23 protein-coding genes and 1 pseudogene are annotated in these 25,537 nt (G+C 58.9%); 12 read left to right on the top strand and 12 right to left on the bottom strand.

Annotated elements, in window-relative coordinates:
- Positions 1-123 precede the first annotated feature (123 nt).
- A complete protein-coding gene (locus tag VGY55_20495) occupies positions 124-645 on the top strand; it encodes a DNA-3-methyladenine glycosylase (protein ID HEV2972365.1) in 522 nt (173 codons plus the stop codon).
- A gap of 251 nt (positions 646-896) precedes the next feature.
- Here VGY55_20495 and VGY55_20490 read toward each other — a convergent pair whose 3' ends face one another.
- Positions 897-2,108 carry a glycoside hydrolase family 76 protein gene (locus VGY55_20490; protein ID HEV2972364.1) on the bottom strand — a complete coding sequence of 404 codons (1,212 nt, stop codon included), beginning with the start codon at positions 2,106-2,108 and terminating at the stop codon, positions 897-899.
- Between the two features lie 882 nt (positions 2,109-2,990).
- Here VGY55_20490 and VGY55_20485 point away from each other — a divergent pair.
- Positions 2,991-3,680, top strand: coding sequence for a hypothetical protein (locus VGY55_20485; GenBank protein HEV2972363.1), 690 nt, complete (start codon positions 2,991-2,993; stop codon positions 3,678-3,680).
- 322 nt (positions 3,681-4,002) lie between these two features.
- On the opposite strand, the gene VGY55_20480 is transcribed toward VGY55_20485, so the two are convergent.
- The 3 genes from VGY55_20480 to VGY55_20470 all read right to left on the bottom strand — a co-directional run bounded on the left by VGY55_20480 (position 4,003) and on the right by VGY55_20470 (position 8,697).
- Positions 4,003-6,171: a beta-galactosidase trimerization domain-containing protein gene (locus VGY55_20480; protein ID HEV2972362.1), complete on the bottom strand. Its 2,169-nt coding sequence runs from the start codon at positions 6,169-6,171 to the stop codon at positions 4,003-4,005.
- A 540-nt stretch (positions 6,172-6,711) separates the two neighbouring features.
- A complete protein-coding gene (locus VGY55_20475) occupies positions 6,712-8,277 on the bottom strand; it encodes a M56 family metallopeptidase (protein ID HEV2972361.1) in 1,566 nt (521 codons plus the stop codon).
- Between the two features lie 3 nt (positions 8,278-8,280).
- Positions 8,281-8,697: a BlaI/MecI/CopY family transcriptional regulator gene (locus tag VGY55_20470; GenBank protein HEV2972360.1), complete on the bottom strand. Its 417-nt coding sequence runs from the start codon at positions 8,695-8,697 to the stop codon at positions 8,281-8,283.
- Positions 8,698-9,038: 341 nt separating this feature from the next.
- On the opposite strand from VGY55_20470, the gene VGY55_20465 reads away from it, so the two are divergent.
- Together VGY55_20465 and VGY55_20460 are read left to right on the top strand one after the other, a co-directional pair.
- Positions 9,039-9,200 (top strand): hypothetical protein, encoded by a 162-nt coding sequence (locus tag VGY55_20465; protein ID HEV2972359.1) that lies wholly within the window; start codon positions 9,039-9,041, stop codon positions 9,198-9,200.
- A 111-nt stretch (positions 9,201-9,311) separates the two neighbouring features.
- Positions 9,312-10,229, top strand: a complete 918-nt coding sequence (locus VGY55_20460) for a serine hydrolase (GenBank protein HEV2972358.1) — start codon at positions 9,312-9,314, stop codon at positions 10,227-10,229.
- Positions 10,230-10,347: 118 nt separating this feature from the next.
- Here VGY55_20460 and VGY55_20455 read toward each other — a convergent pair.
- Positions 10,348-11,465, bottom strand: a pseudogene (locus tag VGY55_20455) (glycoside hydrolase family 18 protein).
- A 225-nt stretch (positions 11,466-11,690) separates the two neighbouring features.
- Here VGY55_20455 and VGY55_20450 point away from each other — a divergent pair.
- Positions 11,691-12,317 carry a LysE family translocator gene (locus VGY55_20450; protein HEV2972357.1) on the top strand — a complete coding sequence of 209 codons (627 nt, stop codon included), beginning with the start codon at positions 11,691-11,693 and terminating at the stop codon, positions 12,315-12,317.
- 234 nt (positions 12,318-12,551) lie between these two features.
- On the opposite strand, the gene VGY55_20445 is transcribed toward VGY55_20450, so the two are convergent.
- Positions 12,552-13,811, bottom strand: coding sequence for a C1 family peptidase (locus VGY55_20445; protein HEV2972356.1), 1,260 nt, complete (start codon positions 13,809-13,811; stop codon positions 12,552-12,554).
- 347 nt (positions 13,812-14,158) lie between these two features.
- On the opposite strand from VGY55_20445, the gene VGY55_20440 reads away from it, so the two are divergent.
- Positions 14,159-15,235, top strand: a complete 1,077-nt coding sequence (locus VGY55_20440) for a DUF4145 domain-containing protein (GenBank protein HEV2972355.1) — start codon at positions 14,159-14,161, stop codon at positions 15,233-15,235.
- Positions 15,213-16,019 carry a hypothetical protein gene (locus tag VGY55_20435; GenBank protein ID HEV2972354.1) on the top strand — a complete coding sequence of 269 codons (807 nt, stop codon included), beginning with the start codon at positions 15,213-15,215 and terminating at the stop codon, positions 16,017-16,019. The genes VGY55_20440 and VGY55_20435 overlap by 23 nt, the downstream gene beginning before the upstream one ends.
- Before the next feature lie 192 nt (positions 16,020-16,211).
- Here the strand turns inward: VGY55_20435 and VGY55_20430 are convergent, their stop codons facing one another.
- Entirely contained in the window at positions 16,212-18,005 is a 1,794-nt protein-coding gene (locus VGY55_20430) for an AI-2E family transporter (GenBank protein ID HEV2972353.1), read from the bottom strand.
- Between the two features lie 509 nt (positions 18,006-18,514).
- On the opposite strand from VGY55_20430, the gene VGY55_20425 reads away from it, so the two are divergent.
- Positions 18,515-18,643, top strand: a complete 129-nt coding sequence (locus VGY55_20425) for a hypothetical protein (protein HEV2972352.1) — start codon at positions 18,515-18,517, stop codon at positions 18,641-18,643.
- 137 nt (positions 18,644-18,780) lie between these two features.
- Entirely contained in the window at positions 18,781-18,969 is a 189-nt protein-coding gene (locus VGY55_20420) for a hypothetical protein (protein HEV2972351.1), read from the top strand.
- 142 nt (positions 18,970-19,111) lie between these two features.
- On the opposite strand, the gene VGY55_20415 is transcribed toward VGY55_20420, so the two are convergent.
- The 5 genes from VGY55_20415 to VGY55_20395 all read right to left on the bottom strand — a co-directional run bounded on the left by VGY55_20415 (position 19,112) and on the right by VGY55_20395 (position 21,101).
- Positions 19,112-19,444, bottom strand: coding sequence for a hypothetical protein (locus VGY55_20415; GenBank protein HEV2972350.1), 333 nt, complete (start codon positions 19,442-19,444; stop codon positions 19,112-19,114).
- Between the two features lie 45 nt (positions 19,445-19,489).
- Positions 19,490-19,651: a DUF3309 family protein gene (locus VGY55_20410; GenBank protein HEV2972349.1), complete on the bottom strand. Its 162-nt coding sequence runs from the start codon at positions 19,649-19,651 to the stop codon at positions 19,490-19,492.
- A gap of 336 nt (positions 19,652-19,987) precedes the next feature.
- On the bottom strand, positions 19,988-20,191 hold the full coding sequence (locus VGY55_20405) for a hypothetical protein (GenBank protein ID HEV2972348.1): 204 nt from the start codon (positions 20,189-20,191) through the stop codon (positions 19,988-19,990).
- 65 nt (positions 20,192-20,256) lie between these two features.
- A complete protein-coding gene (locus VGY55_20400; GenBank protein HEV2972347.1) occupies positions 20,257-20,679 on the bottom strand; it encodes a CsbD family protein in 423 nt (140 codons plus the stop codon).
- A gap of 59 nt (positions 20,680-20,738) precedes the next feature.
- Positions 20,739-21,101, bottom strand: coding sequence for a hypothetical protein (locus tag VGY55_20395; GenBank protein ID HEV2972346.1), 363 nt, complete (start codon positions 21,099-21,101; stop codon positions 20,739-20,741).
- 1,146 nt (positions 21,102-22,247) lie between these two features.
- Between VGY55_20395 and VGY55_20390 the strand changes: the two genes are divergently transcribed.
- The 3 genes from VGY55_20390 (at position 22,248) to VGY55_20380 (ending at position 25,254) form a co-directional block, all read left to right on the top strand.
- Positions 22,248-23,237: an ABC transporter permease gene (locus VGY55_20390; protein ID HEV2972345.1), complete on the top strand. Its 990-nt coding sequence runs from the start codon at positions 22,248-22,250 to the stop codon at positions 23,235-23,237.
- A 62-nt stretch (positions 23,238-23,299) separates the two neighbouring features.
- On the top strand, positions 23,300-24,232 hold the full coding sequence (locus VGY55_20385) for an inositol oxygenase family protein (GenBank protein ID HEV2972344.1): 933 nt from the start codon (positions 23,300-23,302) through the stop codon (positions 24,230-24,232).
- Positions 24,233-24,270: 38 nt separating this feature from the next.
- Positions 24,271-25,254 carry a substrate-binding domain-containing protein gene (locus VGY55_20380; protein HEV2972343.1) on the top strand — a complete coding sequence of 328 codons (984 nt, stop codon included), beginning with the start codon at positions 24,271-24,273 and terminating at the stop codon, positions 25,252-25,254.
- Positions 25,255-25,537 lie beyond the last annotated feature (283 nt).

The raw sequence follows: 25,537 nt of genomic DNA, 5'->3' as shown, positions 1-25,537 counted from the left end.
TGATCCCACATTGCTTACCGCGATGTCGCGATACTTTTCCGCGACCATTCCGACCGGGGACTTCATTGCCTATCTGGCGGTGGCCGCCCTGCATTTCGGCGAGGCATCGGTTACATTTCAGGCATGCCCGGAATTTTGCCCATAAAATTCTTCGAGCGGCCAGTACTCGAGGTCGCCAAAGGACTCATCGGCGCTTCGTTGGTCAGGCGAAGTCCCGATGGCAACATAATCTCTTCGACGCTGACCGAGGTCGAAGCCTATGATGGCCCTGAAGACTTGGCCTCTCACGCCTCGAAAGGCCGGACGCCGCGCACCGAAGTAATGTTCGGGCCCGCTGGCGTCTTCTACGTCTACTTGATTTACGGCATGCACTGGATGCTCAATGTCGTCACCGGAGAGCCGGGATATCCAGCGGCCGTGCTCATTCGCGGGACGACGAACATTAACGGCCCCGGCCGGATTACGGCTCGCCTCCAGATTGACAAATCATTGAATGGCAAACCAGCAAAGAAGTCGAGTGGTCTCTGGTTCGAGAATCGCTCGATCGTCATTCCCGATGAGCGGATAGAGACGACTCCGCGCATCGGGGTAGAATACAGTGGCGACTGGTCGCGGGTTCCATACCGATTCATTCTGCGAGAGTGACTTCCTGTCTTTCTCTCTGAACTGCTTCGCGAACAAGAAGATTGCCTGTCTGAACGGCAGGTGCGTACGCACCAAATGGCATTGGCGCATCTTGTTCATTGAATTCCGAGCTTGGCGAGTCGACGGCTCTCTGGGTCGTCTCAGAAACCATAAAACGGTCGATTCTTGTATTGGAGGATGCTGGTCGGGGCGGCGCGGTGTCAGCGTGATGCCGAACCAGCCGTTACGCGCTTCGCAAACGTGACCGAGGCCTACGCTTGGCGACGGCGGTTGCCCACCACGAATAATCCGACCACTCCCACGCAGCAGAGCACAATCGACGACGGCTCCGGCACCGCGAATGTATAAGCATAGAGGTAGCTCTGCGTCACTGCCGCCTGATCGATCAGATCCCAGGAACTGAGGTCGCCGACTTGTGTTCCGCCGCGGCCCCAAAGCGTGCCGTAGTGGCCATTGGGGTCCTGCCGATTTGCGTCTAGCCAATCGAGAGCGCGGTTGACGTCATTCAGCCAGGTTTTGTTACGATCCAGCTTGTAAAGATCGTCGAGTGCGTTGGCTAGCTCGAAGTCCCAATAACCTTCATCGTTTATAGCGCCAGTCGTGGCGTTGAAGTAACGCGGGATCGAAGCGGCTGCGATGTTCTCGGCTTCGGTGAGGTAAGTCGCTTGGCCGGTGGCCTTGAAAAGTAACATGGCGTCGTCTAGTGCAAAGCCGGCGGAGTTGATGAGTTGATAATCACCAATAGTTCCAGCTTTCGAGCCAGTCAAATAGAGTCGTTCATAGAACAAATCGTTCCGCTGAGTCGTGTTCCATGACCAGCTATAGAGCGACGTCGCGTCAGTGAGATAGGATTGCACGCCTGTGTCTTGATAGAGCAGCAGCGCGGCATGGGCGCCCTGCAGCGTCGTAGCCGTGTCTTTGGAGCTGAAGTCACCAACCTTGAAGTAGATACCGCCGCCGCCAACATTATCCATGCCTTGGCGCACGAAGCTGTAGGTGGCTTTGGCTTGGTTGAGATAGGTCGGATTGCCGGTGACGTTATAAGCGGTGGCCAATGCAACGGCGAGGTGTCCGTTATCGTCGTAGAATTCGGTGGCGCCGGCGCTGACTCCCGAACGATAGCCGCCGGTTGAGGCATTCCAGTACTTGTCGTAGAGCTGTGTGGAAAAACTCTGCAATATGGGAGCGTCGGTTGCGGGGTTGATCTGGGTCAGCGTGTCGAGCACGCGGATTTGCACGCTCGCGTCCCAAACGTAGGAGAATCCGCTGTCGCCTCCCGAATGTCCGCCTCCAAGGGACGCATTCTCGGCATAGAGAGCCGTGCCCGGAACTTGCAGGGTAGAGACAGTCGACTGATACGTGGTCTGGCCCCAAGTGAGCAGTTGCTGGGGAGTCGCAAGCTGGGCGACGGCGTTCGATGCGCAGATCACGACCAAAAACAAAGCGGTAATCCAACGTGCCATTTTGGCCTTCTGGCAACCCAGGAAAGCAATTGTGATGTCTTGAATCGGTAGCCGTTTATTTGGCAACGCGCTGCCGTGGACCTCAGGTTGCGTCGTCGTGGTCGTTGCTGGTCAAAAAAAAGAAAAGCTGCCAGGAATCTCTAATTGCGACGATGCCGCATTACGGCAGGGCCGAGAAGAGAATCCAGACAGCTTTTCTTTTCAGTAGCGGCGCTGGGTGGTTGTTGGCGAATTCCCCTGTTAGGGCAGTAGGGGTGAAGCTATTCCACGACGCGCCAGGTGTCAAGCGATTGCGACATTTACGTGAATAGCCAGACTCTCGCCCGCCCCAGCGGAAAAGCGCAGCGGTCCGCCCGACCGACGTTGGCAAAAACTTCGGTCGATCAAACCGACGCGCTTTGGCGCCTCTCGTGTCGGAGGAGACGCCAACCGTGTTCCCGCCCCAGTTTCGCGCACGTTGCGTCGTGTCGCGGCTGGCGGAGGCGGGTTGGTCAATGGAAAAAGGGGAGGAAGAACGGCCCGCGAGAAGCGAACGTGGGCGACGACGCGGCGCCGTTGGTTCACCAGGCGCTTTCATTCGCTACCGCTTTCGGTCGCATTGTTTTCGCGTCACCGATACCCGCTAAACCGCGCTAGCCGGTGGTCAGCGATCGCCTCGACGTCGACGGCGTCGAGCAGCTCGTCGAGCGGCCGGTCAAAGTTTGGGGTTTGGCCAGAAAAAAACCGAAAGAATTCTCGACCGGGAGGAGAGGTGGGGTTACAATCGCGGCTATTGGGAGAGTGGAGAGGTAGCGATTCTCAACCCGCCTTGGATTGGGTAGCTGTTTTTTTTACTAGGGTGATCGCCGCACAACAGAGTTTTTCTCGCAAAGGAGCCCGCTCGTGAAGACAACTGTAAAATCCTCCGCTCGAATGCTCGGTGTGACTGTTGTATTGTCTGGCCTCACTTTTCTTGCCAACGACAGTAACGTGCTGGGCGCGCCTATTGCTAGTGACGAACTTGTCGTTACCCCTCCCGTAGGCGGCCCTCCGGCCGCCGACATCGTGATCCCAGAAACGGCTGGCGCTGGAACTCAGCCCTCAGCGTTATTCGCTCCGACGACGACCCTTACTGGGCTGGTGGCGCCGGGCGGGTTGGCCGGCTTGATCCCGCCGGCAGGGGTCCCCGGGGCTTCTTTCGTGATTTTTGCTGAGCCTCCGGGAGAGCCGATCGATCCAACCGCGCTACCACCCGTCACGTTTTCCGGCCCGAACGGACCCGTGGTTGTGAGCGATTTGCTCGTCAGTGGTCTTGCCAATCCGAATACCCCATTCATCGCCCTCGTCTCGGATAACAATCCCGACTTGGCGTCCATTTTGAGCAAGATCCCGCCCACAGCACCTGTGCCTATTCTGCCCGAGACGGGTTTACTTGAAGACGTCTCCGGGCTGATTGGGTCGACATTCCCCGGTTTTGGGGTCCAGGTGCGGTCTGATGTCGGCGTTCCCGAGCCCTCCAGCATTGTCATCCTGCTCGGCTTCGTTGGCATCGGCCTGATCGGCTTGACTTGGCATCGCCGCCGAACTGCGTAGCTGATTTCAAATTGTCAAAGAACACACGCCCGCGTCATTCTTGGCGCGGGTTTCTTTTTGCGCCAAGTTCACCCTCGTACAGGACATTGATTGAGGGGCTGCCAGATTCCAGCGGCGTAGAGTCGTTCGCCAGCGCCAGCGTCCGAAATTTGCCGAAAAGTTTCATCGCCAGATTGCCAAAGTCAAGATTCTGAGGCATTCCTAATCTGCGGCGGTCCGCCGGAGCACCGAAGAATCGGTGGTTTCTTGGCAATCCCAAGAATGCGGTCGCTTTTCTCGTCTCGCTGTTCGCAAGTCGATCGAAGCGCGGCTGCGGCCCCGTTCAATACATGATCGCCACCACCTCATGGTCGAGGATTGACGGCACCGTCAGACTCAACACGCCGCCCGCATCATGTGGCCGTGGGTCGGCCTTGCTGACCAGCAGTCGCACCTCGCGGGCGCGGCGGCCGGCCGGCAGGCGAACGCGGACCTGTTGCGGACCGACTGCGTACAACTCGCGGATCGGGCCTTTCATCATCATCGGGTTCGTGAGGTTCACGAGGTGTACGGTCATCGAGCCGTCCTGCTCCCACACTGCAAGATCCACCACACCCGGCCCGGTAACGCTCACCACGTCCGGCTCGTTCAACGCCCAGCGCACGGCGTTGGCCAAGAGCCGACCGTGGTCCGGATCGAGCACTTCCCAGAACGTACGGTCGATGTCGCCCGGGAAATACGCGACGCGGCCGCTATCTAACTCGCGAAGAAAGATTTCCGGCGTATCCGTCGTCGGTTGGCGCGGGTAAACGTCCTCCATCGGCAGATCGGGATACGATGGCACGCGCGTCAGGGGTGGCGCGGCGAATTTGGCCGTCGGCCTCACGTCAACGCGGCCAATGGTGTTGATGATTCGGCCCGCGTCGTCGAAGCCCTGCAGAATGGAATGACGCGTCTCGTGCTCCAGATGGATGTAGGAGTTCTTGATATACGGTTCTGTCCTTCCGGCGACCTCGACGCCGAACAGATCTGCTAAGCCGAAATCCTTTCGCTTCCGTCCCATTTCGTCGAAGAGCGACGTCTCAAACGTGGCCACGACGCTGCCGCCGCGCTTGACGAACCGGCGGATTTGGTCGCACTGGGCGTCGGACACCGCCGCGATCCCCGGCAGGATCAGCAGCTTGAAGCGGTCGAGGTTCTCGGGTTCGAGGAAACTTTCGTTGACCATCTCGAAGGGAATCCGCGCTTCGACCAGGGCATGATAGAAACCGAGCTGGCTGGCTTCGGTCTTCGCGTTGCCGATTGCTGACGAGGTCTGCGGCGACCAGAGCAGCGCGACGCGCGCCATGTTCCGCGTGTGGCGCATGAATCGTTGGTTCTCGAAATGCCATTGATACACCGATTCGACCGGCGGAACCCAACGCCGGTCATAGAGCGTGCCGCAGAACTTCACCACCCACGGGCGCATGCCGTTGGCGATGCACTCCAGCAGCCAGAGGCGAATCTCTGCAGCGCTCTGCACTGAATCTTTCCAACGGTGAGCGTCGTCGTTGCCGATGCTGGAGATCCCGGCGACCGGTTTTCCAGCCATCACGCTGCGGAACACCTTTGCGTTCCAACCGGCGGCCCACGGTGGCATGACGGCAGCATTCCGCCCCTGGCGATCCGCGGCAACCATGCCGGCCCGCCCGCCGATCCGCGGCATGTCAGTGCTGTGAACGCCGCCCATGTTCATCAGGCAGCACGCCTCGGGATTCACCTTGCTGACCGCGGCGTCCCAAACGTCCCACACTTCGAATAATCGATTCGCGCGCCAGCGCTGGAACTCTTCCCAGCCGCGCTCCTGCGATGTGCGCGGTGCATCCAATCCAGTCGCCTGCTTGAACATGCTCTTGCACGAATCGCAATAGCACGTGATGTGGCCGGCCCAGCGGTTGGCGAAGATGGCGTCAACGCCGTAGCGCGTAACGATCTCGGTGAGCACCTGCGGCATAAACTCGAAGTTGCATGGCCCCAGCGCGCAACTGAGCCAGCGGTCGGGGATGACCATGTGCCGCGCCTTTTGACCATTCGCATTGACAGCCACCCATTCGGGATGCGCTTTGGCCGCGTCGTCGCGGATGCAATGCGGGTCGACGCGCGCGATGACGGTCATGTTCAGCTTGCGGCAGCCGCGTACGAGGTAGCCGAAGGTGTCCTTATCACCGAGCCATTCGCTGCGGTGATGGAACGGCACGTCGGTCGGATAAAACGCACACATGCCGCCGGCGGAGATGCACGCGCCATCGGCGTGAACGCGCTGGAAGAGATCGAGCCACCAGTCCGGATCGAACGTCGCGGGATCCTTCTCGACCAGTGCGAGCTGCACCCACCTCATCGCCCGGTCAATCATTTTGGGAACCGGACGGCTCGCGGGCATTAGCGGCGCGGCCGCGACAAGGGGCGCCAGGCCGGCGGCGGCAAGGGCGGCGAGAACCTCACGGCGGGAAAGAGACCATGGCGAATCGGGCATGCGCGGACTCCTTGACGCAGCCCATTGTAATCGGGACAGGCCATCGGAACGAGGCTTCAATGCGATGTCCGCTTCTCATGCATTGAATTTACGCGCTCCCCGGTGGGGAAGACGCGGCTCGGGCTCGCGCGACAGGAGTTTTCATAGTTCCCTTTCGCAAGTCGGGAAGTATCGGTGTCGCGCTGCTTCACGTACGGAACCAATAGGGGCGACATGATCATCACATTTTTTCGGAAAAGCGAAGGCCAGAACAGTGGAGCGCGGAGCGGGTGTCCGGGGCGCCACGAATCCTCGTGGCAGGCAATTCCGATGACAAAACTGTCGCGGCGATTTGCCGCTCACCTTGCTGGAGCCGAATCACCGCCTGACCATTTAGAGCCTATCCGAGAACCGCCGGGGACTGTCCCCTTTTTGCGCAGTCCGCGGAGCAAGACGGGGACTGTCCCCTTTGCCCAGGCGGTTCTCGGATAGGCTCTTAGAATCACGCGGACCGATTGACGTTTGCTCCGGCTGCCCGCGGCCAGGGATAATGCGGCCAAGCTACTGTTTCGGTTGCCCGCTCTGGTCTCCCTTCATCTCATGGATCTCGCCAAGGATCCGTTTGACTTCTCGCTCCAATTGGTCGAGCCGGTCGGCCCGCGAGCGTGGGTCATGTTTCTCGGTCTGAGGTTGATTATCGAACTTGTTGCCCAACTGAGTGTAAACATTGGCAGGCCGATCGTTATTACTGTTTGTCGTGTCCGACACGAAGAATCGGTTTGAGGTCCCGGCTTCATTGCTTCGAGCCACTTCTAACGCGCGCAGCCTCGCTTTGGCTTGCGCGAGCGTGGCCTGGATTCTCTGCATCTCGGCGGAGAGCTGCTGGATTTCGAGCTTCGCATGCATGATCGACCTTTCGGCCTCGGTCCGCGCAGCCTCGCCCTGGGTGGCCTCAGCCTTGCCGGCGCGGGCCTTGTCAGCATCGACGTCGATTTCGATTTCCTTGAGTTCGGGCTTGGGCTTTTCCTTTGCCGAATTATCTTGCCCGAAGCCGGGGGCCACTGGCAGGACAATTCCGGCCAGGCCGAAGACGATCATCGCGCCGGTCCACGTCAATGCCTTGCGCACACTTCCATTCTGAATCATGATGATTCTCCTTTTCAGGTGAGAGAACTCGCCCAACCCGCTGGCCAGCGCCGGCGTGGCGGGATGGGCCGACGAAATGAAATCCACGGTGTCCAAAAGTGCCGCCGCATAACTGTTACCCACGGAGGGCAGGATCCCGAGCACCCAGGCGTCGCAGCATTGTTCCTCAGCCTCGTGCAGCCGCCGCCGTCCGTACCAAACCACCGGATGCCACCAGTAAACGAGAGTGGCCGCCACTTCCAGGAGGCGCACCCAATGATCGCGCCGTCGCAGATGCGCCAGCTCGTGAACCAACAGCGCGTCTTGTTGCGCCGGCTCGAGCCGGTCCCACAACTGTTGCGGCACCAAAACCCGCGCCGGCCGACTGAATGCCCAAAGGCTCGGGCAAAATGACGTGCGCACAAACCACACTCCTGGCGATTGCCGCAAGCCGAGCTGTGCCGCCAGCGCCGAGCATCGCCCTTGGACTCGGGCCGGTGCCCGCGCGGCGTGTCGCAGCGATCGCAAGAATTGCCGGACACGAGCGACCAGCGCAATCAATCCACCGAGCGTGCCGGCAATCCAGGCCGCGGCAATCCATTCGGCCGGCGGGATGAGGCGTGGAATCGGACTGCGGCTCGCGGCGGGCATTGCGGTTGGCGGCTCAACGCGCGAGTCGAGCCCCGATTCCGGCTTGTTGTTGTCGGCCGCGCCAGCGGAACTGGCTTGTCCGACGCCGGCGACGTCGCCGGTTCGGGCCAATCCATCATCTCGGACGGTGAGCGTCCGGACGCCGTCGGTGCTGGTCGGCTGGTGGCCGAAAAAATCGTCAACCGGGATCGTCCATAGCGGCGGCATGAGCAACTTAAGCAACACCAGCACCCAGAGTGCCCGCGTGAGTGCCGGCCGCGCGCAGAGCCGACTGACCCCTGCCACGACGACGGCCAACACGACGGCTGATAGCGCATTGCTCGCGGCGATTCGCAGGAGGGTAGGCAGCATCGCTCACTCCTTCTTTGGTTTGCGGGGCGTGCTCCGCTTGCGCTCGTTGGGCTGATCGATCAACTCACGCAGCGCCTCGCGCTCGTCGGGCGTAAGCGGTCTGGTGCGCACGATATGGCTGAGTAGCGGTACGAGCGAGCCTTCGCACAATTTGTCCAAGACGGTCCGCAATCGCTGGCCAGCCAACTCCTCGCGATCGACCGCCGGAGAGAAGAGGTGCTGAAAATAGCTGCGGTCACGAAGGATCAAGCCCTTTGCCTCCATGCGTTCGAGCTGCTTCTGCACCGTGGCATAGCGTCCGGCGCCGCCGCCCGGATCGAGGGCATCGACGATCTGCCGCGTGCTCGCCTTTGCGCGGTCCCAGAGCAACTCCAGAATCGCCAGTTCCGCGGGGGTCACATCTTGTCTTGGCCGAGCCATCGGTGTGATTGCTTCCGTTGAATTAGGCGGCGATCGCGGGGCGGACATACAGGGCCGCCTCCTCATTCTAAGCCATTAAAGCTTATTTATAATCCAAAACGTCTTAGCCTGTCAACAGGTTTTTTATGAGTTTTTGGCCGCGGGGCCCGTTCCAATGATTCGCGGTCGCGCCTGAAATAAAGGGGAAATCCCGATCGTCTGCCGCTAAAATGCGGGCACGTTTGAAAACCCAGCCAGCGCCGATCCGCTCGCTCCGAGGAAGAAGCCGGGCCGTGGCTGGTTCCAATTCCGACTTTCTGAGATTGATCCGCCGCCACCGATGGAGAAAGGAAATACGAGTGATGCGATACTGCATCTGCGTCGTGATCGGATGTCTGCCTGGCTTGATGTCGGTTTCGTTTGCGGCCGACGAGAAACCGCGGGATCGTCCCGCGCTCGTCGATTACTTTCCGCCGGCCGAGGAACAGGGCGGCTGGCGTAGCCTGCTGCCAGAGCAGGGCTAACCCGACCGCGAACAGAAGGCCAGGATCCGCGAGGTCGCCGGCGTCGATTGGGATAAGCTGCGGGAAGCCTGGCGCCATAATGCGGCCGCCGATGGCGCTTCCGGCCTTCTCGTGATCCGCCGCGGTCATATCGTCGGCGAGTGGTACAAGGATTGTGATCGCCGGACCGACTTCAACATCTACTCCTGCTCGAAGGCATACACCAGCACCGCCTTCGGCATGATCCTCACCGACTTTGGCGCATCAGCCGGCACCGCAGGCAAGCCGCTCGCGCTCGACATTAAGGTCTGCAATGCCGAGTGGATCCCTGAATCTCTTCCACTACCGGACCCGCGTAAGGCAGACGTCACTGTCCGACATCTGCTGAACATGGTTTCGGGTCTCGGCGAAGAGAATCCGCCGGATCCGCCCGGTGGCAAGCCGTTCGAGCCGAAGGAGAAACCCTTTGAGTGGTTCCTGGGGCATGTCGAAGGCTCGCCGATGGCAAAGTTGAAAAACGACCCTGGCAAGGTCTTCCACTACAGCAATGCTGGGGTCGCGCATCTCGTCCTCCTGTTCCACCGAACAACCGGGGTCGACCTCTACCCGTTCCTGAAGGAGCACCTATTCGAACCGATCGGTATGCGGCAGGTGCGGTGGGTCACGAATGGCGGCGACGGCGCGATCGGACCCTACAGCCAAGGCTACAGCGGAATCACGACGACGGCGCGCGAACACGCCCGCTTCTGCTACCTGGCCCTACATCGGGGCGAGTGGGCCGGCAAACGGATCGTGCCGGCCAGCTACTACGACTTCGCTTGGGCCGCAATCTCGGCGAAGCCCGACTATGGCGCCCAGTGGTGGATTTATCCGCATCACAAGGACGCGCCCCATGACCTCGTGCAAACGGCTGGCTTCCGCAACAATCATGGCTACGTAGTTCCGAGTCTAGATTTGGTGTTTGTCCGCGTCGGGGTCGGCGATCAGTATCCCCAGGACTTCGAGTCCGAACTAGTAAAACGTGTCGTGGCAGCCGTTGAACCGCGATGAGTTGATGCTTCTGGCGATCCATTGGTTGCAACGAGGGGCCTCGTACCGAAGTTGATTCCAAATTGCCGCCTTGATTTCCTCTCGTCATGCCGGTCCAGGACAGCTCCAGGATCGTCTCTCAAAGTCCGGCTTGCTCCCATTTCTTATGCGCCGCCTCTTGCAAAGGAAAACGTCCATCGGGCATCTGATCGTCGCGGATTTGCCAGAAGAAGACGCCGCGGAAGCCTTGTTTAATGGCCCACTCGGTTTTCATCGACAGTGATTCGGCGTCGTCGTAGGCGATAATGGCCGAGCCATCGGGAGCAAGCGCCCAAGGACTTTTGGTCTCGTCGTCCCATCTGCGGACCCAGCCTTTGTCTTTGATGAGCTTGACGATGTTGCTATAGCTGCCGCCGCGCACGGCCGGTCGCGGGGCTGGGTTCTTCGTCGGGGCGTACGGCTCAGAGACGGCAAAGGTTCGCCCATAGAGCGGCAAGCCCATCGCCAGCCGGCTGGCCGGGATGCCGCGATCGACGAGGGATTTCATCGACAATTCGGTCGAATAAGGCGTCCCCCTCTGTTTCGACGAAGCGAATAATGGCGAATGATGTCCGGCCTGAGACGACCAATCGCCCGTGTAGTCGTAGGTCATCACGTTGATCCAATCCATCGTGTCCAGCAGCGTGGCATTCTCAACCGATTTGAGCGTCGACGGACTGGCGGACGCGGCCATCGTCAGGACCAACTGCCGTCCCTTCTTTTTCCGAGCGCATCCAATTCGCTGCGCAGCCGCCGACAGAGCCGATCGAATCCGGCCGCCTTTGCTGTGGTATCAGGGTACTCCCAATCCACATCCATGCCGTCATAATCGAACTTTTCAATGATGGTCATCACGGCGTTGATGAAGCGGTTAAGCGATTCCTGCTCGCTGACGATCGCCGTGAATTGTTTGTCCCAGCCCCAACCTCCGAGAGAAAGAATGACTTTGACGCCTGACTTGTGGGCGTCGGTCACAAGTTGCTGATTCGGACATGACTTGTTCGGTCGAATGCTGCCATCCTCGTTTGCATCCAGAAATGCGTGGCAGAGGTGCGTATAGAGGGAATAGTTGATGTTCTGCGGCTGCTGGTACACATAGCCGACGAACACTCGGGACAGCGCCACACGGTGATCGTCGGGCCAAGCCGAATTGGGCGCGCCATTGCCCAGCAGCACGGTTGTGCCAACAAACAACAGGACAATCGCTCGTGGAATCATGGTTTAGTCCTCCGCGAGTGATTCTCGCGGGTGATCGCGTCAAGTTCAAGCCGGCACGGTCAAGCTGGACGAGGCCCTGAATGGATGTCGAGCTATCGTAGCGGGGTCGGCCGCTGTCTGGTCTAATCTTGGCAGCGTCCATCGTTCGCTCGAACGGTTCCAGCTCGCTTGGCGGTTCATTCGTCCGCGGCCAATCATTGAATTCTACAGCGGCGGGACCATCCTATGCTCGGCACCCAGAACTTCGGCTTGTTCTTGGTGAGCGCGATTCTGCTGAATCTCACGCCGGGGCAGGACACGTTCTATATTCTCGGTCGAAGCATCGCCCAAGGGCGTCGCGCCGGACTGGTTTCGGTGCTTGGAATCATCTCGGGTTGTCTAGTTCACACGATCGCGGCTTCGCTTGGCCTGTCGGCGATACTAGCCACGTCCGGTACGGCGTTCCTCATGGTAAAGTTCGTCGGTGCAGCGTACTTGGTTTACCTGGGCGCGCGGATCTTGTTTCAAAACCCGAATAGCACGACATTGACGCCCGAGTTCGGGAAGACGCGATCCTGGGCGATCTACCGCGCCGGCCTGCTCACCAATCTGCTCAACCCCAAGGTGGCGCTCTTCTTCATGTCGTTTCTGCCACAGTTCGTCGATCCCTCGGCAGCCTCCAAAATTGGTACGTTCCTCTTCTTGGGCGCCGTGTTCATTTGCACTGGCACAATTTGGTGCCTGGTCCTGGCCTGGTCGGCTTCGGCCATCGGTCGCCGCTTGCGAGACTGTGGATCGTTCGCAATCTGGATCCGGCGGGTAACCGGCGCCGTTTTTGTCGCGCTCGGAGTGAAACTGGCGGTTAGTAAGTGACTACGCCAGTCTCGCTTGCTCCGGCTGCCCGCGGTCAAGGATAATGCGGCCATGCAGACCGAGTCGCCCAAAGCCGAGCCGCCAAAACGCAAACGCCGCTGGTTCAAGAGCCTCAAGACCGGCACGATCAAGTCGGGCGATGCCCTGAATGGAGCGGCCGCGTAAGCACGGACCTACTAAACAAACCATCCGTCGCTTCGCCCGCGAAGAAGCACGTCGGCGCCCGCACACAATTCATTTCGCGACCAGAAGGTCGACGGCATCGAGTCCAAATGAATAGTTCTTTGAAGCCGCACTCTTATTCATGGCCGTGAAGCGGAGCCGATGCTTACCGGCAGCTAGCTCGTGGGTGCCCAATTCAAGTGAACCCGATGGGCACACCCGGCCGGAGTAAAGATCAAACTGCGGGGCCAGATGGTTTTCGTCGAGGGCGACGCGGACGATGCCAAAGTCTGGGGCGGCGGTGGCTAGAACACGAAGGCGGTAGCGTCCAGGCTTGGGAACATCAAAGCCCAACTCAACCCACCCGCCGCGTTCCGCCCCGCAAAAGAGCTGCTTACCATGGCTCCACATCGCGGCGCCAAAATCATCCATCGACTGCGGATTCGTGCGGCACCGTTCTGCGGCCAGTACCGGCAGCGACTCCGCTTCGTATCGCACCCGCGGCACTTCGGAACTCGGCGGTCCGCAATGCAGCCAGAGGGCATCGTTAGCGTATGTCCGGACATAAGCATAGGACATCTCGCCGTACCCCTTAGCGCCCCAGTCCGGGCCATCGCTGTTGCGAAACTGAAACACGCCGCCGCCCTTCTTCGCTGGATCGTCTTCGTAACCGACCAGGGCGATGCTGTGACCATCGAACACCTGGCTCGGCGGCGGCACATCGAGAAGTTTGTAACCGTGCAGCGTATTCGGCCAGCGCAGCCCGCAAGCGACCGGATGCCCGGCAGCCAGCGCCCGTTTGATCTCCAGCAACTCGGACTCGGTCAACTTCCGATCAACAGACCAGCGTTTAATCCATTCGACCTGCCAGCGCTGGCGGAGCGGTTCGGAGTCGGCGATCGCGGCGGCGGATGGCTTGCGGTTGGGATCGGGCTTGCTCGTGTACGGCATCCGGTCGGCGGCGCAGATCCCGAGCGCGTTCAGTCCCTGGACCGCCTCGTAGAACATCGCCTGATCGTGGTCCTTTCGGCAAGCGTTGGTGGCGGCCCAGATCAAGTATTCTTCCGAGAGCCGGCCCTTCGGGCTGGCCGAATGGCGGTTGCTTTCAAACTCGGCCAGTGCGGTGATGGCAAACAACGAGCAAACGTCGCGGTCCCCCTGGGCCAGCGGCGTCAGGCCGAGTTTTTGGAACTCGGCGATAAGGTTGACCCGCTGGGGCGGCGCCTCTTGACCGCTGGCCGGGTGGACTCCGAAGAGCATCAGCAGTGCGACGCCACAAATCAAGCTGCACCGCAAATAGCGCCTTCGGTTCGGATATTGGGCGCGATGCATGGCGGAGTTTCCTGAGAGCCTATCCTAGAACCGCGTGGGCAAAGGGGACAATCCCCGTTTTGCTCCGCGGACTGCGCAAAAGGGGGACAGTCCCCGGCGGCTCTCGGATCGGCTCTTAGCCGGCTTTTTCCATTATGACGTATTTCGATGGGCGGAGCTGGAGGCACTGCCGAGGCCCGGTGGCGCGACGGTCGACGGCGGCGCACTGGGGCTTCCCTTCGGTCCTGCCCCGGCCACCCAACGGCCAACAACTCCAAGATCATATCCGGCCGGCGGCGACAGCCAAGACGCAATTTGAGGTAGAATTTCTCGATCAACATTCGCCCGCACCGGCTCAAAGTTTTGCCATGTCGTCCGAACCAATTCCCGAACCGCCGAACCTCGAAGCAGGCGACGCGCAGGCACAGATCGATCGCCTCTCGCGGGCATTCGAGGATATCAAGAAATCGCTGGAGCAGTTCAAGCGAATCGCCCAGCCCGATCCGGCAATGGCGCTGGTCCGTGCCCGGCGGGTGCTGGAATATGTGGTCCGCGATCTGTTTCGGCGGCATGTGCCCGAAAAGGCCGGCACCCGCCCGCTCGACAATCTGGTGACGCGGTTGGTTCAGGAAGGCGTCCTCGATCTGCACATCAAGGCCTACGTCGATCACATCCGCGAGTTGGGCAATGCAGCAACTCACGGCGATCTGAGCAAGGATTTTTCGGAGGCCGATGCCTATCGTGCGCTCGACGCCCTATTGGTCGTGCTCGATTGGTACTTCAAGAAAGAACAAATCGGCGATATCGATCTGCTTCGCAGGGAAGTAAACGTCGATGAGGCGACCGTGCTGGCCTACCGCGGCCGCGTACGCCAAGCCGATACGAATCGTCAGACCGCACAGCATTGGCGGCGCTACGGCGGCCTGGCCGCGGTCTCGCTGTTAGCCGTCGCGCTGGGAGTGCTGCACCGAGTGGTCGGAATCGGTCCGCCGTGGCCGCCCCCCGCAGCGACAGCAGTGGCGAGCTGGCTCGTTATGGTCATGGCGTGGTTCGCCAGCGATGTTGGAGTCGAACGCGATGTGCTTCCTCGCCGCGCGCCCCGCCGGCTGCTGATCGTGACGGCGAGTTGCCTCACCTCATTTCTCATCATGCTCGCGTTCTTCACAATCCCGGCCCCCGATTGGCCAAATCTCGAAACCCGCGGGCTGTGGCTTCAAGCTGCGATCGCTCGAAATCTGGACCAAACGCCCGGAAGGACCGTGGAAGACGAATTCCAAGGAGTAGGCTACAACCCGATGGCGATTTGGGTCCCCTGGACAGTGGCCCTGGTGCGCAGCATCATGCTCTTATCGTGGCTGGCGACAATGGCCGGGTTGGCCGCGCTGGCCGATCGTCTGTGGTGGCTTATCCAGGAGTCTCGCTATGATCCGACCTTGCCCGCTTAGCAGCCGATTCGACGCGAACCTGATGACGAGTTCGATGTTGCTGTTTGGATTGCTGCTGGGCGCTTCGAGCGACTCGCGCGCCGCCGAGAAGCCCGGTTTATCGTACGCGCGACTTAAGGAACTCGTCGCGCATTCGATCACAACAGGCGCCGTGACGGAAGTGCCAGGACGAACGCACATCGAGGGGAACTCGCTCATGGTCAACGACGCCTACGCTACGGAAATGATGGACGCTGATCTCGCCGACCCTTATGTTGGCGCTTTTTTCGATCAGGTGGCGATCGAGTTCCGACGGAAGCACTTGCTTCAGCGGCAACGTTCGAAGCAAACGATTGAACGATACTACGTGAAAATGGAAGGCATCGTCGCAAATAAGCTCGCCGTGATTGAAGACAAGAAGCTGAGCGATGAAGATCGAAACACGAAATTGCAGGATCTGTCTGAGCAACTGCAGAAGATCTACGACGAGGGCATGCAAGCGGTCGCTAAGTCGCTCGGGCTTGCAAAAGCCGAGTTTCTCGCGGGGGCCGCGTCGGAGGCGCACGACGTTCAGCTTCTAGCCACCCAAGGCGCGACGATTGATCTCGTTCGCCAAACGACCGCTTGGGTGCTCAAAGACGCCGGCAAGGCGGAGCAGGATTATCCTTGGACCAGCTACCAGTCGGGCGAGACCGTTCCACTGATCGGCTCGTATTTTTGCCGTATCCGTCTGAACGGCAAACAGGCAACTACCTCGAAGATCGTGGGCGAACGAACGACGCGGCTTGAGTTTCCGGATCCGTGAGACGGTGCGTCAGGCGAGGCGCGCTATGGCGATAATCGCGTTCGGAATCTCTTGCTCCGGCTGCCGGCGGTCGAGGATAATGCGGCCGTGAATTCCGAGCGTGTTTCTCTGCCCTGAAACCGTCGGCTAGCGGCCAAGATTAGCGATAGGCCACAGGGCGACTGGGACTGGAAAATCTCGGGCTCGTCCTTGTCATGCAACTGAGAGCACTGAAGCCTTGCCATCCGCTGCGACAAGCGGTATCAGCCTCTGCAGATAGTCTCGACCTTCCGCGAGCGAAAACACGACCTGGTCGGCCCCGCGCTTCTTGAAGCTGTTGACGACTTTATCGCGATCGTTTGCGCATCCCCATCGGCCGATGACGATCCGCATATTCGGAAGTGCTTGTCGAAGACGCAAACACAAATGGCGAGTTTGACGAACTCCAAGCGGCCCGACAGACGAGATGCATACGACATCAGGGCGCTCGTCATCAATGCGCGCCACCACCTCGGCAACTAACATTGTGGCGGGTAGGACGTCAAATCGAGCGCCGGCGGCAATTTTAAACGTTTGCTTGAATGTCAGTAAGACCATCTCATCCGCCATGTCATGCGCCGGACAGCCCACGACGCGTGCCTTGATGCTCGGCGGACTATCGAGCGCCGCATCATCAATCACGGCATTTTCGGGGATGAGTTCGTCCATCAGTTCGCGAGTTGTCTGCCAAATGGCCTGCTGTTCCCCCTCCCCAAGCTCGCCCGAGGCCCGATCGCGCTCGGCAAGAATCAAGGCGGGGATCACCACTGAATCGTAGGCTTCCATCGGCGACGAAGCCTTCGCTTCGGATTCCAAGATCTCGTACCCTTCGTCGGTATCTCCGGCCAGAAGTCGCTGATAATAGCTGATGTGATTTGCGAGCGGCGGTTTGTCGCTCAAGAGTATCGAGAGCGGCTCTAACGCAGCGACATGCTCCCCGAGCACAGCCATGACGACGGTCAGCGGAACGGCGACTACCAATCCCACCGGCCCCCAAACCCATGTCCAGAACATCGCAGCGACCAATATGGCGACCGTCGATACCCCGGTCCGCGAGCCGTATGCCAGCGGCTCGATGATGTTGTTTGTGATCAGTTCAAGAATAATGAATAACGATGCCACGAGAGCAAGATGCCACCAATCGTGCCCCGGAAACTGTATGAAAGCCATTCCGATCGGCAGGGCGGAGGCCAAGATCGTCCCAATGTAGGGTATGAACCGCAGAATGCCGGCAAGGAACCCCCAGGTCAACGCATATTCAATTCCAATGAGCTTCAATCCGATTGCGATGGCAACGCCGAATCCGCCGTTGACCATTGCATTCATCAACAGATATCTGCTCACCCGGCTTCCAACGTCGTCGAGGGCTCGGGTCGTCAACGCGAGCCTCGTCCCACAAAGTCGAACGAGTCGATTCCGCAAGTCCTCCCGGCTGATGAGCATGAAAATGACGAGCACCAACACAATCCCCGCATTGGCGATTGGGGCCATGGCGGTCGAAAGGATGATCTGCAAGCGGTCGAGAGGATTGGCCTCCGTGCCGACAATCCGGACGGGTTGCGGTGGATCCTGCTTGTCCTCCAGTTTCTGGCTCACATCGCTAAATGTGGCCTCAACATTGCCGATCACACCGCTGGAAGGGCGCATGCTCTCAAGTTTTGCTTTCAGGTTTTCCCGGTAGGTGGGCAGTCGGTAAACCAGGTCGTTCAACTGTGAACCAATCTCCCAGGTAGCGCAAGCGGCGATCAGGAACACCCCCAGTATCGCGGCCAGAACCGCCGGAACGCGGGCAAGCTTGCGACGTTCCAAAGCCTTAACTAATGGTGTGAGTAAGAACGCCAAAAGTATGGCCATGGCCAACGGAATCAGAATCTCGCGCCCAAAATGTAATGCACCGACGGCGAGCACCAACGTCAACAGTACGGGCAAACCGCGCGGCAGACTACTCAATTGATTCTTGATCGTCATGAGTCACGGTACTATTCGGTTAGCCCGGGCGCTGATCGTCGCTGCGAGTTCGATCGGTTGGACGTTTTCGGCGAAGCTTCGCGGCCTTGCGAAAAGGCCGCGATTTCATGTCGCTTGATGGGTCCGTGTTACGCAACTCGTATGCCGAGCTAGATGTACTCGCGTGAACTCATGCGGGTCGCCATTTCGGATGGCGTTGGAGGTACTCGTGGAATTGGGAGGAGGATGGCACTAGAAATGGATGCAGGAATTGGAATCAATCTGGTTCGGCCCGAACCGGTTTTGCCAACTCGGTTCGGATTCCTGTCGGGTTGCTGCGGTTCATTCAATAGCACGCGTCAATCTTTCTCTACTTCTTCGGCGCGGCACGCATATTGCTACGCATGACGGAGCGTATGACTGCTCGGGTCGCATGTCATGCAGTCATGGTAACGAATTCGCCAATGGGCCTGAGTGCCATGTTTGCCGAGGCTTGACGGGCGATGGTCCCTATTTGGAGAGAACGACTCATGGACATCTTCGCAATCACAATCGGTCCGATCGCAGCGGCGGGATATTCTTTGGTCTATTTGCTCGGTGGAGGAGGGCTGCTTGGGGCCCTTGTCATCTTCGTCGTCGCTAAGTTGCTTGGAAAATAGCGCATCGTTCTTTGGCCTTTGGGGTCTGTTCGAATCGCGCTCCGCCGAGCGCGCCCAGTAGGGTTCGGGCGGGATTGGCACCGCGATTGTTCGGGCCATGAAGACGCCGACTAGAAATTCACAGAAAGGAACTTGCAATGAAACGCTGGCTAGCATTCCCCGTGATTGCATCGATCGGCCTGTTCACCGTCGGTTGCGATAAGAAAGGGGAACAGACGACCACAACCGAGACGAAGAAGACGGAGACCGTCGACGGCAAGGTCACGGGCGAGCAAAAGACCACCACCGAGACCAAGACCGTCCCAGCTCCAGGGACTGATAAATAGCAATTCACAGTGGGACGTGCCCACAAACCAAAGAATGGGGCAGGCCGTTTCCAATTGAACTGGCCCGCCCTTTTTATTGCGCAGTTAGGTTCCGGCATCAGGTCCTCCCGAGTCGCAGCAAGAGCATATCTCACGTTGGCCATCATCGTCGAATCATGCGGCCATCGGTAAAGCGCGTCACTTGCGCTTCCGGGAACGCAACTCGATAGCGTTCGAGGTCGGAGTCGCTCACGATCGGGTCGAAATACAGGATGAAGCAGTCCACGTCGCCAAGCCAAACTCGTAAACGGGGGAGTCTGTTCCTGGCGGGGGTCGCCTCGGATAAGGTGAGATGCCCATTTTCGAGCATCGCCTTCCGCTCCCTCACGATCTCGGCCTGCGCGCCGATGTAAGCGCATGGAATTGTCAGGAGCGTGACCACGATCAGCAGCGTCCGCAGGTGGAATTGAAAGCGGTGAAAATGATTTCGATTCATGCCTTGGAACTTGCTGTCGAAAACAACCTGCCCGTTGGAGGGGCTTCAGATTCGTCCCATCAACAACAAGATGACGAGAATGATCACAACCAACCCAATGCCGCCGCTTGGGTAGTAGCCCCAATTCCGGCTATGCGGCCACGTCGGCAGAGCGCCGAGCAATATCAGGATTAGAACGATGAGTAAGATCGTTGGCAGACTGATCATTCGAATCCCCCTGCGGTGTGTTTGATTGTCAAAAACGTTCGGTCGCCATCAAATCGAATTCAGGTCGCAATACTCACGATCGTCGAACCAATCCCTCCCGCATGGCCCAGTAGCAAGACATTGCGAGGGCCGGCTCATATGCTCGTCCCGCTGTCACGTCCGGGCGCCAACTGACCGCCTCTTCCGCTTCGGCTGTCCCGAGCCATTGGCGTTGGCATCGTCCGGCTCGGCTTCGACATTGATTTTCTCGGCCAATTGCGTGAGCTTCTTGTCAGCTCTCCCTTCCTCATTGAGCGTTTTTTTGGTAGGTCTCAGTCCACGTAATTCGAAATTGGCTTACCAAAGCTTCAGCTTCCACCCCAACACGAAGCCAACGCCCAGACACCAGAGGGCGGCTACTTCCGGCTTTTCGCGGCTATAGGCAATCAAGTATTCGACTAGATCGTTCACCGGATGGCATTCGTTCTTGGCGGATGGGGAGTCATTCTCAGCGGAGGCTGGCCTAACGGGTTTTGAGTGATCGCTCGCAATGGCAGACATTGGATCCCCCTATTTAGCTTCCGATAATCTATCGAAAGCACGTTGATCGACACGGACTTCCGTTCCTAACGTTCGGACCGGAGCAGAAGGCTGAGTAGGATGCCGATAACAAAGCCGCCACCGAGTGCGGCGGCTATCGACGTGGCCGGCCGCTCTTGGACGATGCGCTCCGCCGCGGCGTAGCCAGCTCGGGCCTGATCGACGACCGTCTCCGCGCCGTCTTTCGCTGACTGGACAGCTTGGGACGCGAAATCCTTCGCAGCCCCAGCCATGCGACTGACAGAATCCGCGCCATCTTCCGTCAAATTGTTTAAGAACCGTTCGATTTTGTCCTTCGCCTCGCCGGTCTTGCGTTGGATATAGCCTACCAACTGCGTTGCATTTCCCTTGAACTCCTGCATCTCGTCGTTATTAAGCTGGCCCCATTTCGAGCGGAGCTTGCCGGCAACCTCATTCCAATCGCCTTTCAAAGTTTGTTGGCTGACCATGATAATCTCCTTCGTTTTTCGAATTTCCATAAGAACTTGGCCATAAATCGACGGCTAGATCAACGATCTTTCTTCGCCACGGCGGCTTCGCCGGACGATGAGATATCCTCCGCGCCGGCCTCTTGGAAGATTTTCTTGGCGCGCGAAGTCTCCTTGCTCTCTTCGGAATGCACGCCGACCGCGCAAAGCGTGATGACGATGATTCGTTTCATTTCGTAGATCACCTTCCTGCTTTGGGGTTGAAAGTAGCCGCCTTTGAACTTCGGAAGTAGCGAGTATGCAAAGCGCATACCATCGGCTACCTGGCGATTTTGTTTGCCCTTTGTTCCGCGACGGAACGATCCAGGGGAAAGACTCGGTAAGCGGCGAAAGCTGCCAGGGCCTCTTATCCTTTTTTGCATCGCGAGTTTCGGGGCGGTCACCGTAGTTCACTCGGCCCAAAGCGCGGACCAGAAATTTCAGCAAAACGCGGTATCCGCCCGGCTGATTGGCCGATCCCAGACGGAAAGATAAACGGCTGCACAACGACTCTGCCTTTACAAAGAAGGAAACTGATTCGCCCGGCCCGCCGCAAACTATGTCAATGCCGCAATGATGGCGATCCGGCGAAGGCGCATTTTGTTCGATTCACTTGCCGTGGCGCGCTTCCGCCGATTGCTCAATGGAAATCTCCGCCCGACGAACGATGATCGTTTGGCGACCATGATGGGTCGTCCGCACTACAGGCAATTGAACTCGACGCCAATCGGTCAAGTCCGATAACCCGCGAATGCCTGTTCCACTCCCCATTCGTTTGTTGGCACGCGCATTGCGACCTGTTGGCGTGGCGGACCAGATCGCGTGGGCGCTGAACGATGCAGGCTGCGGGTCGTGAAGTTTCGTGGATCCAGTTTTCGCGGCGGCTACCATGATTTCGCGATTCGAGGAGGAGGACTCTTCGTATTTCCCCGCCTTATCGCATCCGAGCATAGCGAGCCCGTTCACGCGCGAGCGAATCAAGAGCGGTGTCACGGCACTCGATTCACTATTGGGTGCTGGGCCCGATCGCGGCAGCATCACGCTGCTCATGGGGCCAGCCGGATCAAGAAAATCGACCATTGCAGTGCAATACGCTGCGGCAGCGGCCGCTCGCGGTGAACATGCGGTTATTTTTGCCTTCGATGAAAGCCTCATCACGTTGGTAGCTCGGACCGAGGCGTTGGGCACCAACTTCAAAGAAATCACTGAGACCTGCCGGATGAAAGTGCGGCAGATAGTCTGTCAGCCGACTTTGAAACCGGTCAGGTCCCGATTGCGATGTGCGGGCCGATTTTATAGCCCGTATTCGGGGCCGCAGTCCTGGATGCCCGAAAGCAAGAACGCTCGGTCGACGCTCGATTTCGGCCGGCCTCGCCGACAGCTTTTCGAGGCGCCAGTCGGTATAATGTCACCCGCGAAACACAGGCGCAGCTAAATCTCGAGTGACTTACGATTCGCCGTGCGTTCCTCGACCTCGGCGGCGAATGGACCAAACGCGGGATCATCGCCGTGGCCCTCGGACGGGACGCCGCCTCCATCGCATAAAGCCTATGAAGAAGTCCGCCCAAGCCAGGGTCGTCAATCTCTTTCATGCGATCAACGTCGCTGGGCCATTCATCGGCCTGCTGCTGGTGCTCGGCATGTTTTCGCTCAGTTCCGAGGTGCGCCCTTATCTTTTCACCGGCGGCAATCTAAAAATCATTTTGATCCAGACCGTGATCGTTGCCATTGGCGCGCTGGGAATGACGATGATCATCGTCAGCGGCGGAATTGACTTGAGTGTCGGCTCGGTGGTTGCGTTGACGAGCGTACTGGGCGCGACGTTGCTGGTGAAGGGCTATTCAACGGTCGCCGCTGTTGGGTTGACCGTGCTGGCCGGGGGGGCGATAGGACTGGTCAACGGTCTGGTCATCGCCGGCTTTCGGATGATGCCGTTTATCGTCACGCTCGGGATGATGGGCGTGGTGCGCGGCTTGGCCAAATGGCTTGCCGGAAATCAAACCGTCAACAATCCGCTCGACTCGCCGCTCAACAACCTGATGGCGCGGATGTCGCCGACGGAGTTGTTCCCGCTGCCACCCGGAGTGTGGATCGCTATCGGACTGGCGATCATCGTCGCGGTGGTTATGCGGCAGTCCGTTTTCGGGCATTACATTTTTGCGATCGGCTCAAACGAGGCGACGGCGCGCCTCTGCGGCATTAACGTGCCTCTCCAAAAGGTGCTGATTTATGCGCTTGCTGGATTGTTCTTTGGACTGGCGGGATTGATGCAATTGTCGCGGCTCACGCAGGGCGATCCAACCGTGGCGATCGGCCTGGAACTGGACATCATTGCGGCGGTAGTGATTGGCGGCGCGAGTTTGAGCGGCGGCACGGGGAGCATCCTCGGCTCGATGATCGGGGCGTTGATCATGACGGTGTTGCGCAACGGATCAAACCAAATGGGTTGGCAGAATTTCACGCAGGAAATCGTTATCGGCGTTGTAATCATCGTTGCCGTGGGACTCGACATGTTCCGCCAGAGCCAGTTTGCGAAATGATTCGAATCGGCCGACGAAATTAACGGGGTGGAAGCGACGCGTCAGTGTAAAATGAGAACGCGATGAAAGGCAAGAATGCTATGAACACGATCAAGAGCGAAACTCAAACGAGCAGTCATTCTCCTCTCCAAAGCTTGGATGAGTGGGAAGGTTTTCTGAAGATTCGGTATCCCGAGCCCGCTTCAGCGCCCTGCAAACCGTTTCAAGCGGTCGACCCGAACAAGAATCGGGAGCAGTTCCGAGATTACGAAACCGACGCGCGGCCGACTGTGCGGGAATTCTACCGTCAGAATCATCGTCACCAGACCTATGAATTCGCACAGGCGAAGCGGAAGGAATTCCTCGGCCTGGACCGGCGCAAGATGAGCGTCTGGGAGGCGATGGAATACCTGAACACGCTCGTGGACGACAGCGACCCGGACACGGATCTCTCGCAACTGGAGCATCTATTGCAAACGTCCGAGCACATTCGCGCCGATGGCCACCCGCGCTGGTTCATACTTGCGGGCTTGGTCCACGATCTCGGCAAGGTCCTTTGTCTTTGGGGCGAACCGCAATGGGCTGTTGTGGGCGACACGTTCCCGACCGGCTGCCGTCATTCCGAAAGAATCGTGTTCCCGCAATTCTTCGCTGAGAATCCGGACAGTGAGAATCCCCGGTACCAGACGCCACTCGGCGTTTACGAGGAAGGCTGCGGCTTGGACAACGTCCAAATCTCATGGGGACACGACGAATACATTTATCATGTCACCAAGGATCATCTACCGGACGAAGCGCTCTACATGTTGCGGTACCATTCGTTCTATCCGTGGCATCGGGAGGGTGAATACAATCACCTCACCAATGCGCGCGACCGCGCCATGCTCCCATGGGTGCAAGAATTCAACCTCTACGATCTCTACACCAAGAGCCATGCCAGGCCGGACGTGAAGGCCCTGCGCCCGTTCTACGAAGATCTGATTGCGGAATACTTTCCCGCGACGTTGAACTGGTGATTAGCACCTCCGGCCAAGTCCGACACTGACAATCTGACATGAAATCTCTGATCCACCTCGGGCTGGCGCTTGCATTCATCGCGCTCGCCGGTTGCGGGAAAAAGACCGACGAAACAACCTACACGATCGCCGTCGTTCCCAAAGGCACAACGCACGAGTTCTGGAAATCCGTCCACGCGGGCGCGCTGAAAGCCCAGCAGGAGCTGGCCGCCGAACGGATCAAGATCGACGTAATCTGGAAAGGGCCGCTCCGCGAAGATGATCGCGACCAGCAAATCCAGGTGGTCGAGAATTTCACCAGTCGCAAGGTGAGCGGCATCGTAGTCGCCCCGCTCGATTCGCAGGCCCTGGTGAATCCGGTCGCCAGCGCCGTGCAGTCTGGGATTCCCGTCGTCGTGATTGATTCGGGGTTGAAGTCGGACAAGCACCTCAGCTTCGTGGCGACGGATAATTTCAAGGGCGGGCAGTTGGCGGGCGGGTATTTGGCGAAGTTGCTCGACGGAAAGGGCAACGTCATCCTATTGCGCTACGCCGTCGGCTCGGACAGCACGGAGGAGCGTGAGAAGGGATTTCTGGACGCGATGGGCAAGTTTCCCGGGATCAAATTGATCTCGACCGATCAATACGCTGGTGCGACCGTCGAGACGGCGTACCAGACTTCGCAGAACATGTTGAACCGGTACGGCAACGAAGTGAACGGCGTGTTCTGCGTGACCGAACTCTCAACCATCGCCATGACCAAGGCGCTCCGCGACATTGGCAAGGCCGGCGGCAAGGTGAAGATGATCGGATTCGACGCCGGCTCGCAATCGGTGCTCGACATGAGAAGTGGTGACGTGCAGGGTCTGGCGGTGCAGAACCCGGTGCTCATGGGCTATCTCGCCATCATGACAATGGTCAAGCATTTGCGGGGCGAAAAGGTTGAGAAACGCATTGATACCGGTGTTATCTTAGTGTCACCGGAGAACATGGAGCGGCCCGAGATCAAAGAATTGCTACAATCTCCTCCGAGCGCTTTATAGATTCGGATTAGCTTCAAGACAAAGGTTTTCTGGCTCGATCGACCGCGAATCCCGCGACGTTGAAGGCAGCCTAATCGGTAGCGTCGAGAATTGAGGCGACCGAACCTGGGCAATCATCGCCGCTCACGGCGAGAATGCCGGCTGGCCGGCTATGTCTCCGCACTTTCTTCCGGCGCCAATCGCGTGAACGTATTCAACAACAGCACGGCCGCGGCCGATTTGGCCAACATGGCAAAGTACCTTTGGAGTAGTTCGGTCCCCGGGGCGCTGCATGTCCGCGCCC

It is taken from the genome of Pirellulales bacterium (genome assembly GCA_035939775.1).
Classification (GTDB): domain Bacteria; phylum Planctomycetota; class Planctomycetia; order Pirellulales; family DATAWG01; genus DASZFO01.
The sequence above is the reverse complement of the archived record's forward strand: the minus strand, read 5'-3'. Positions and strand labels throughout refer to the sequence as shown.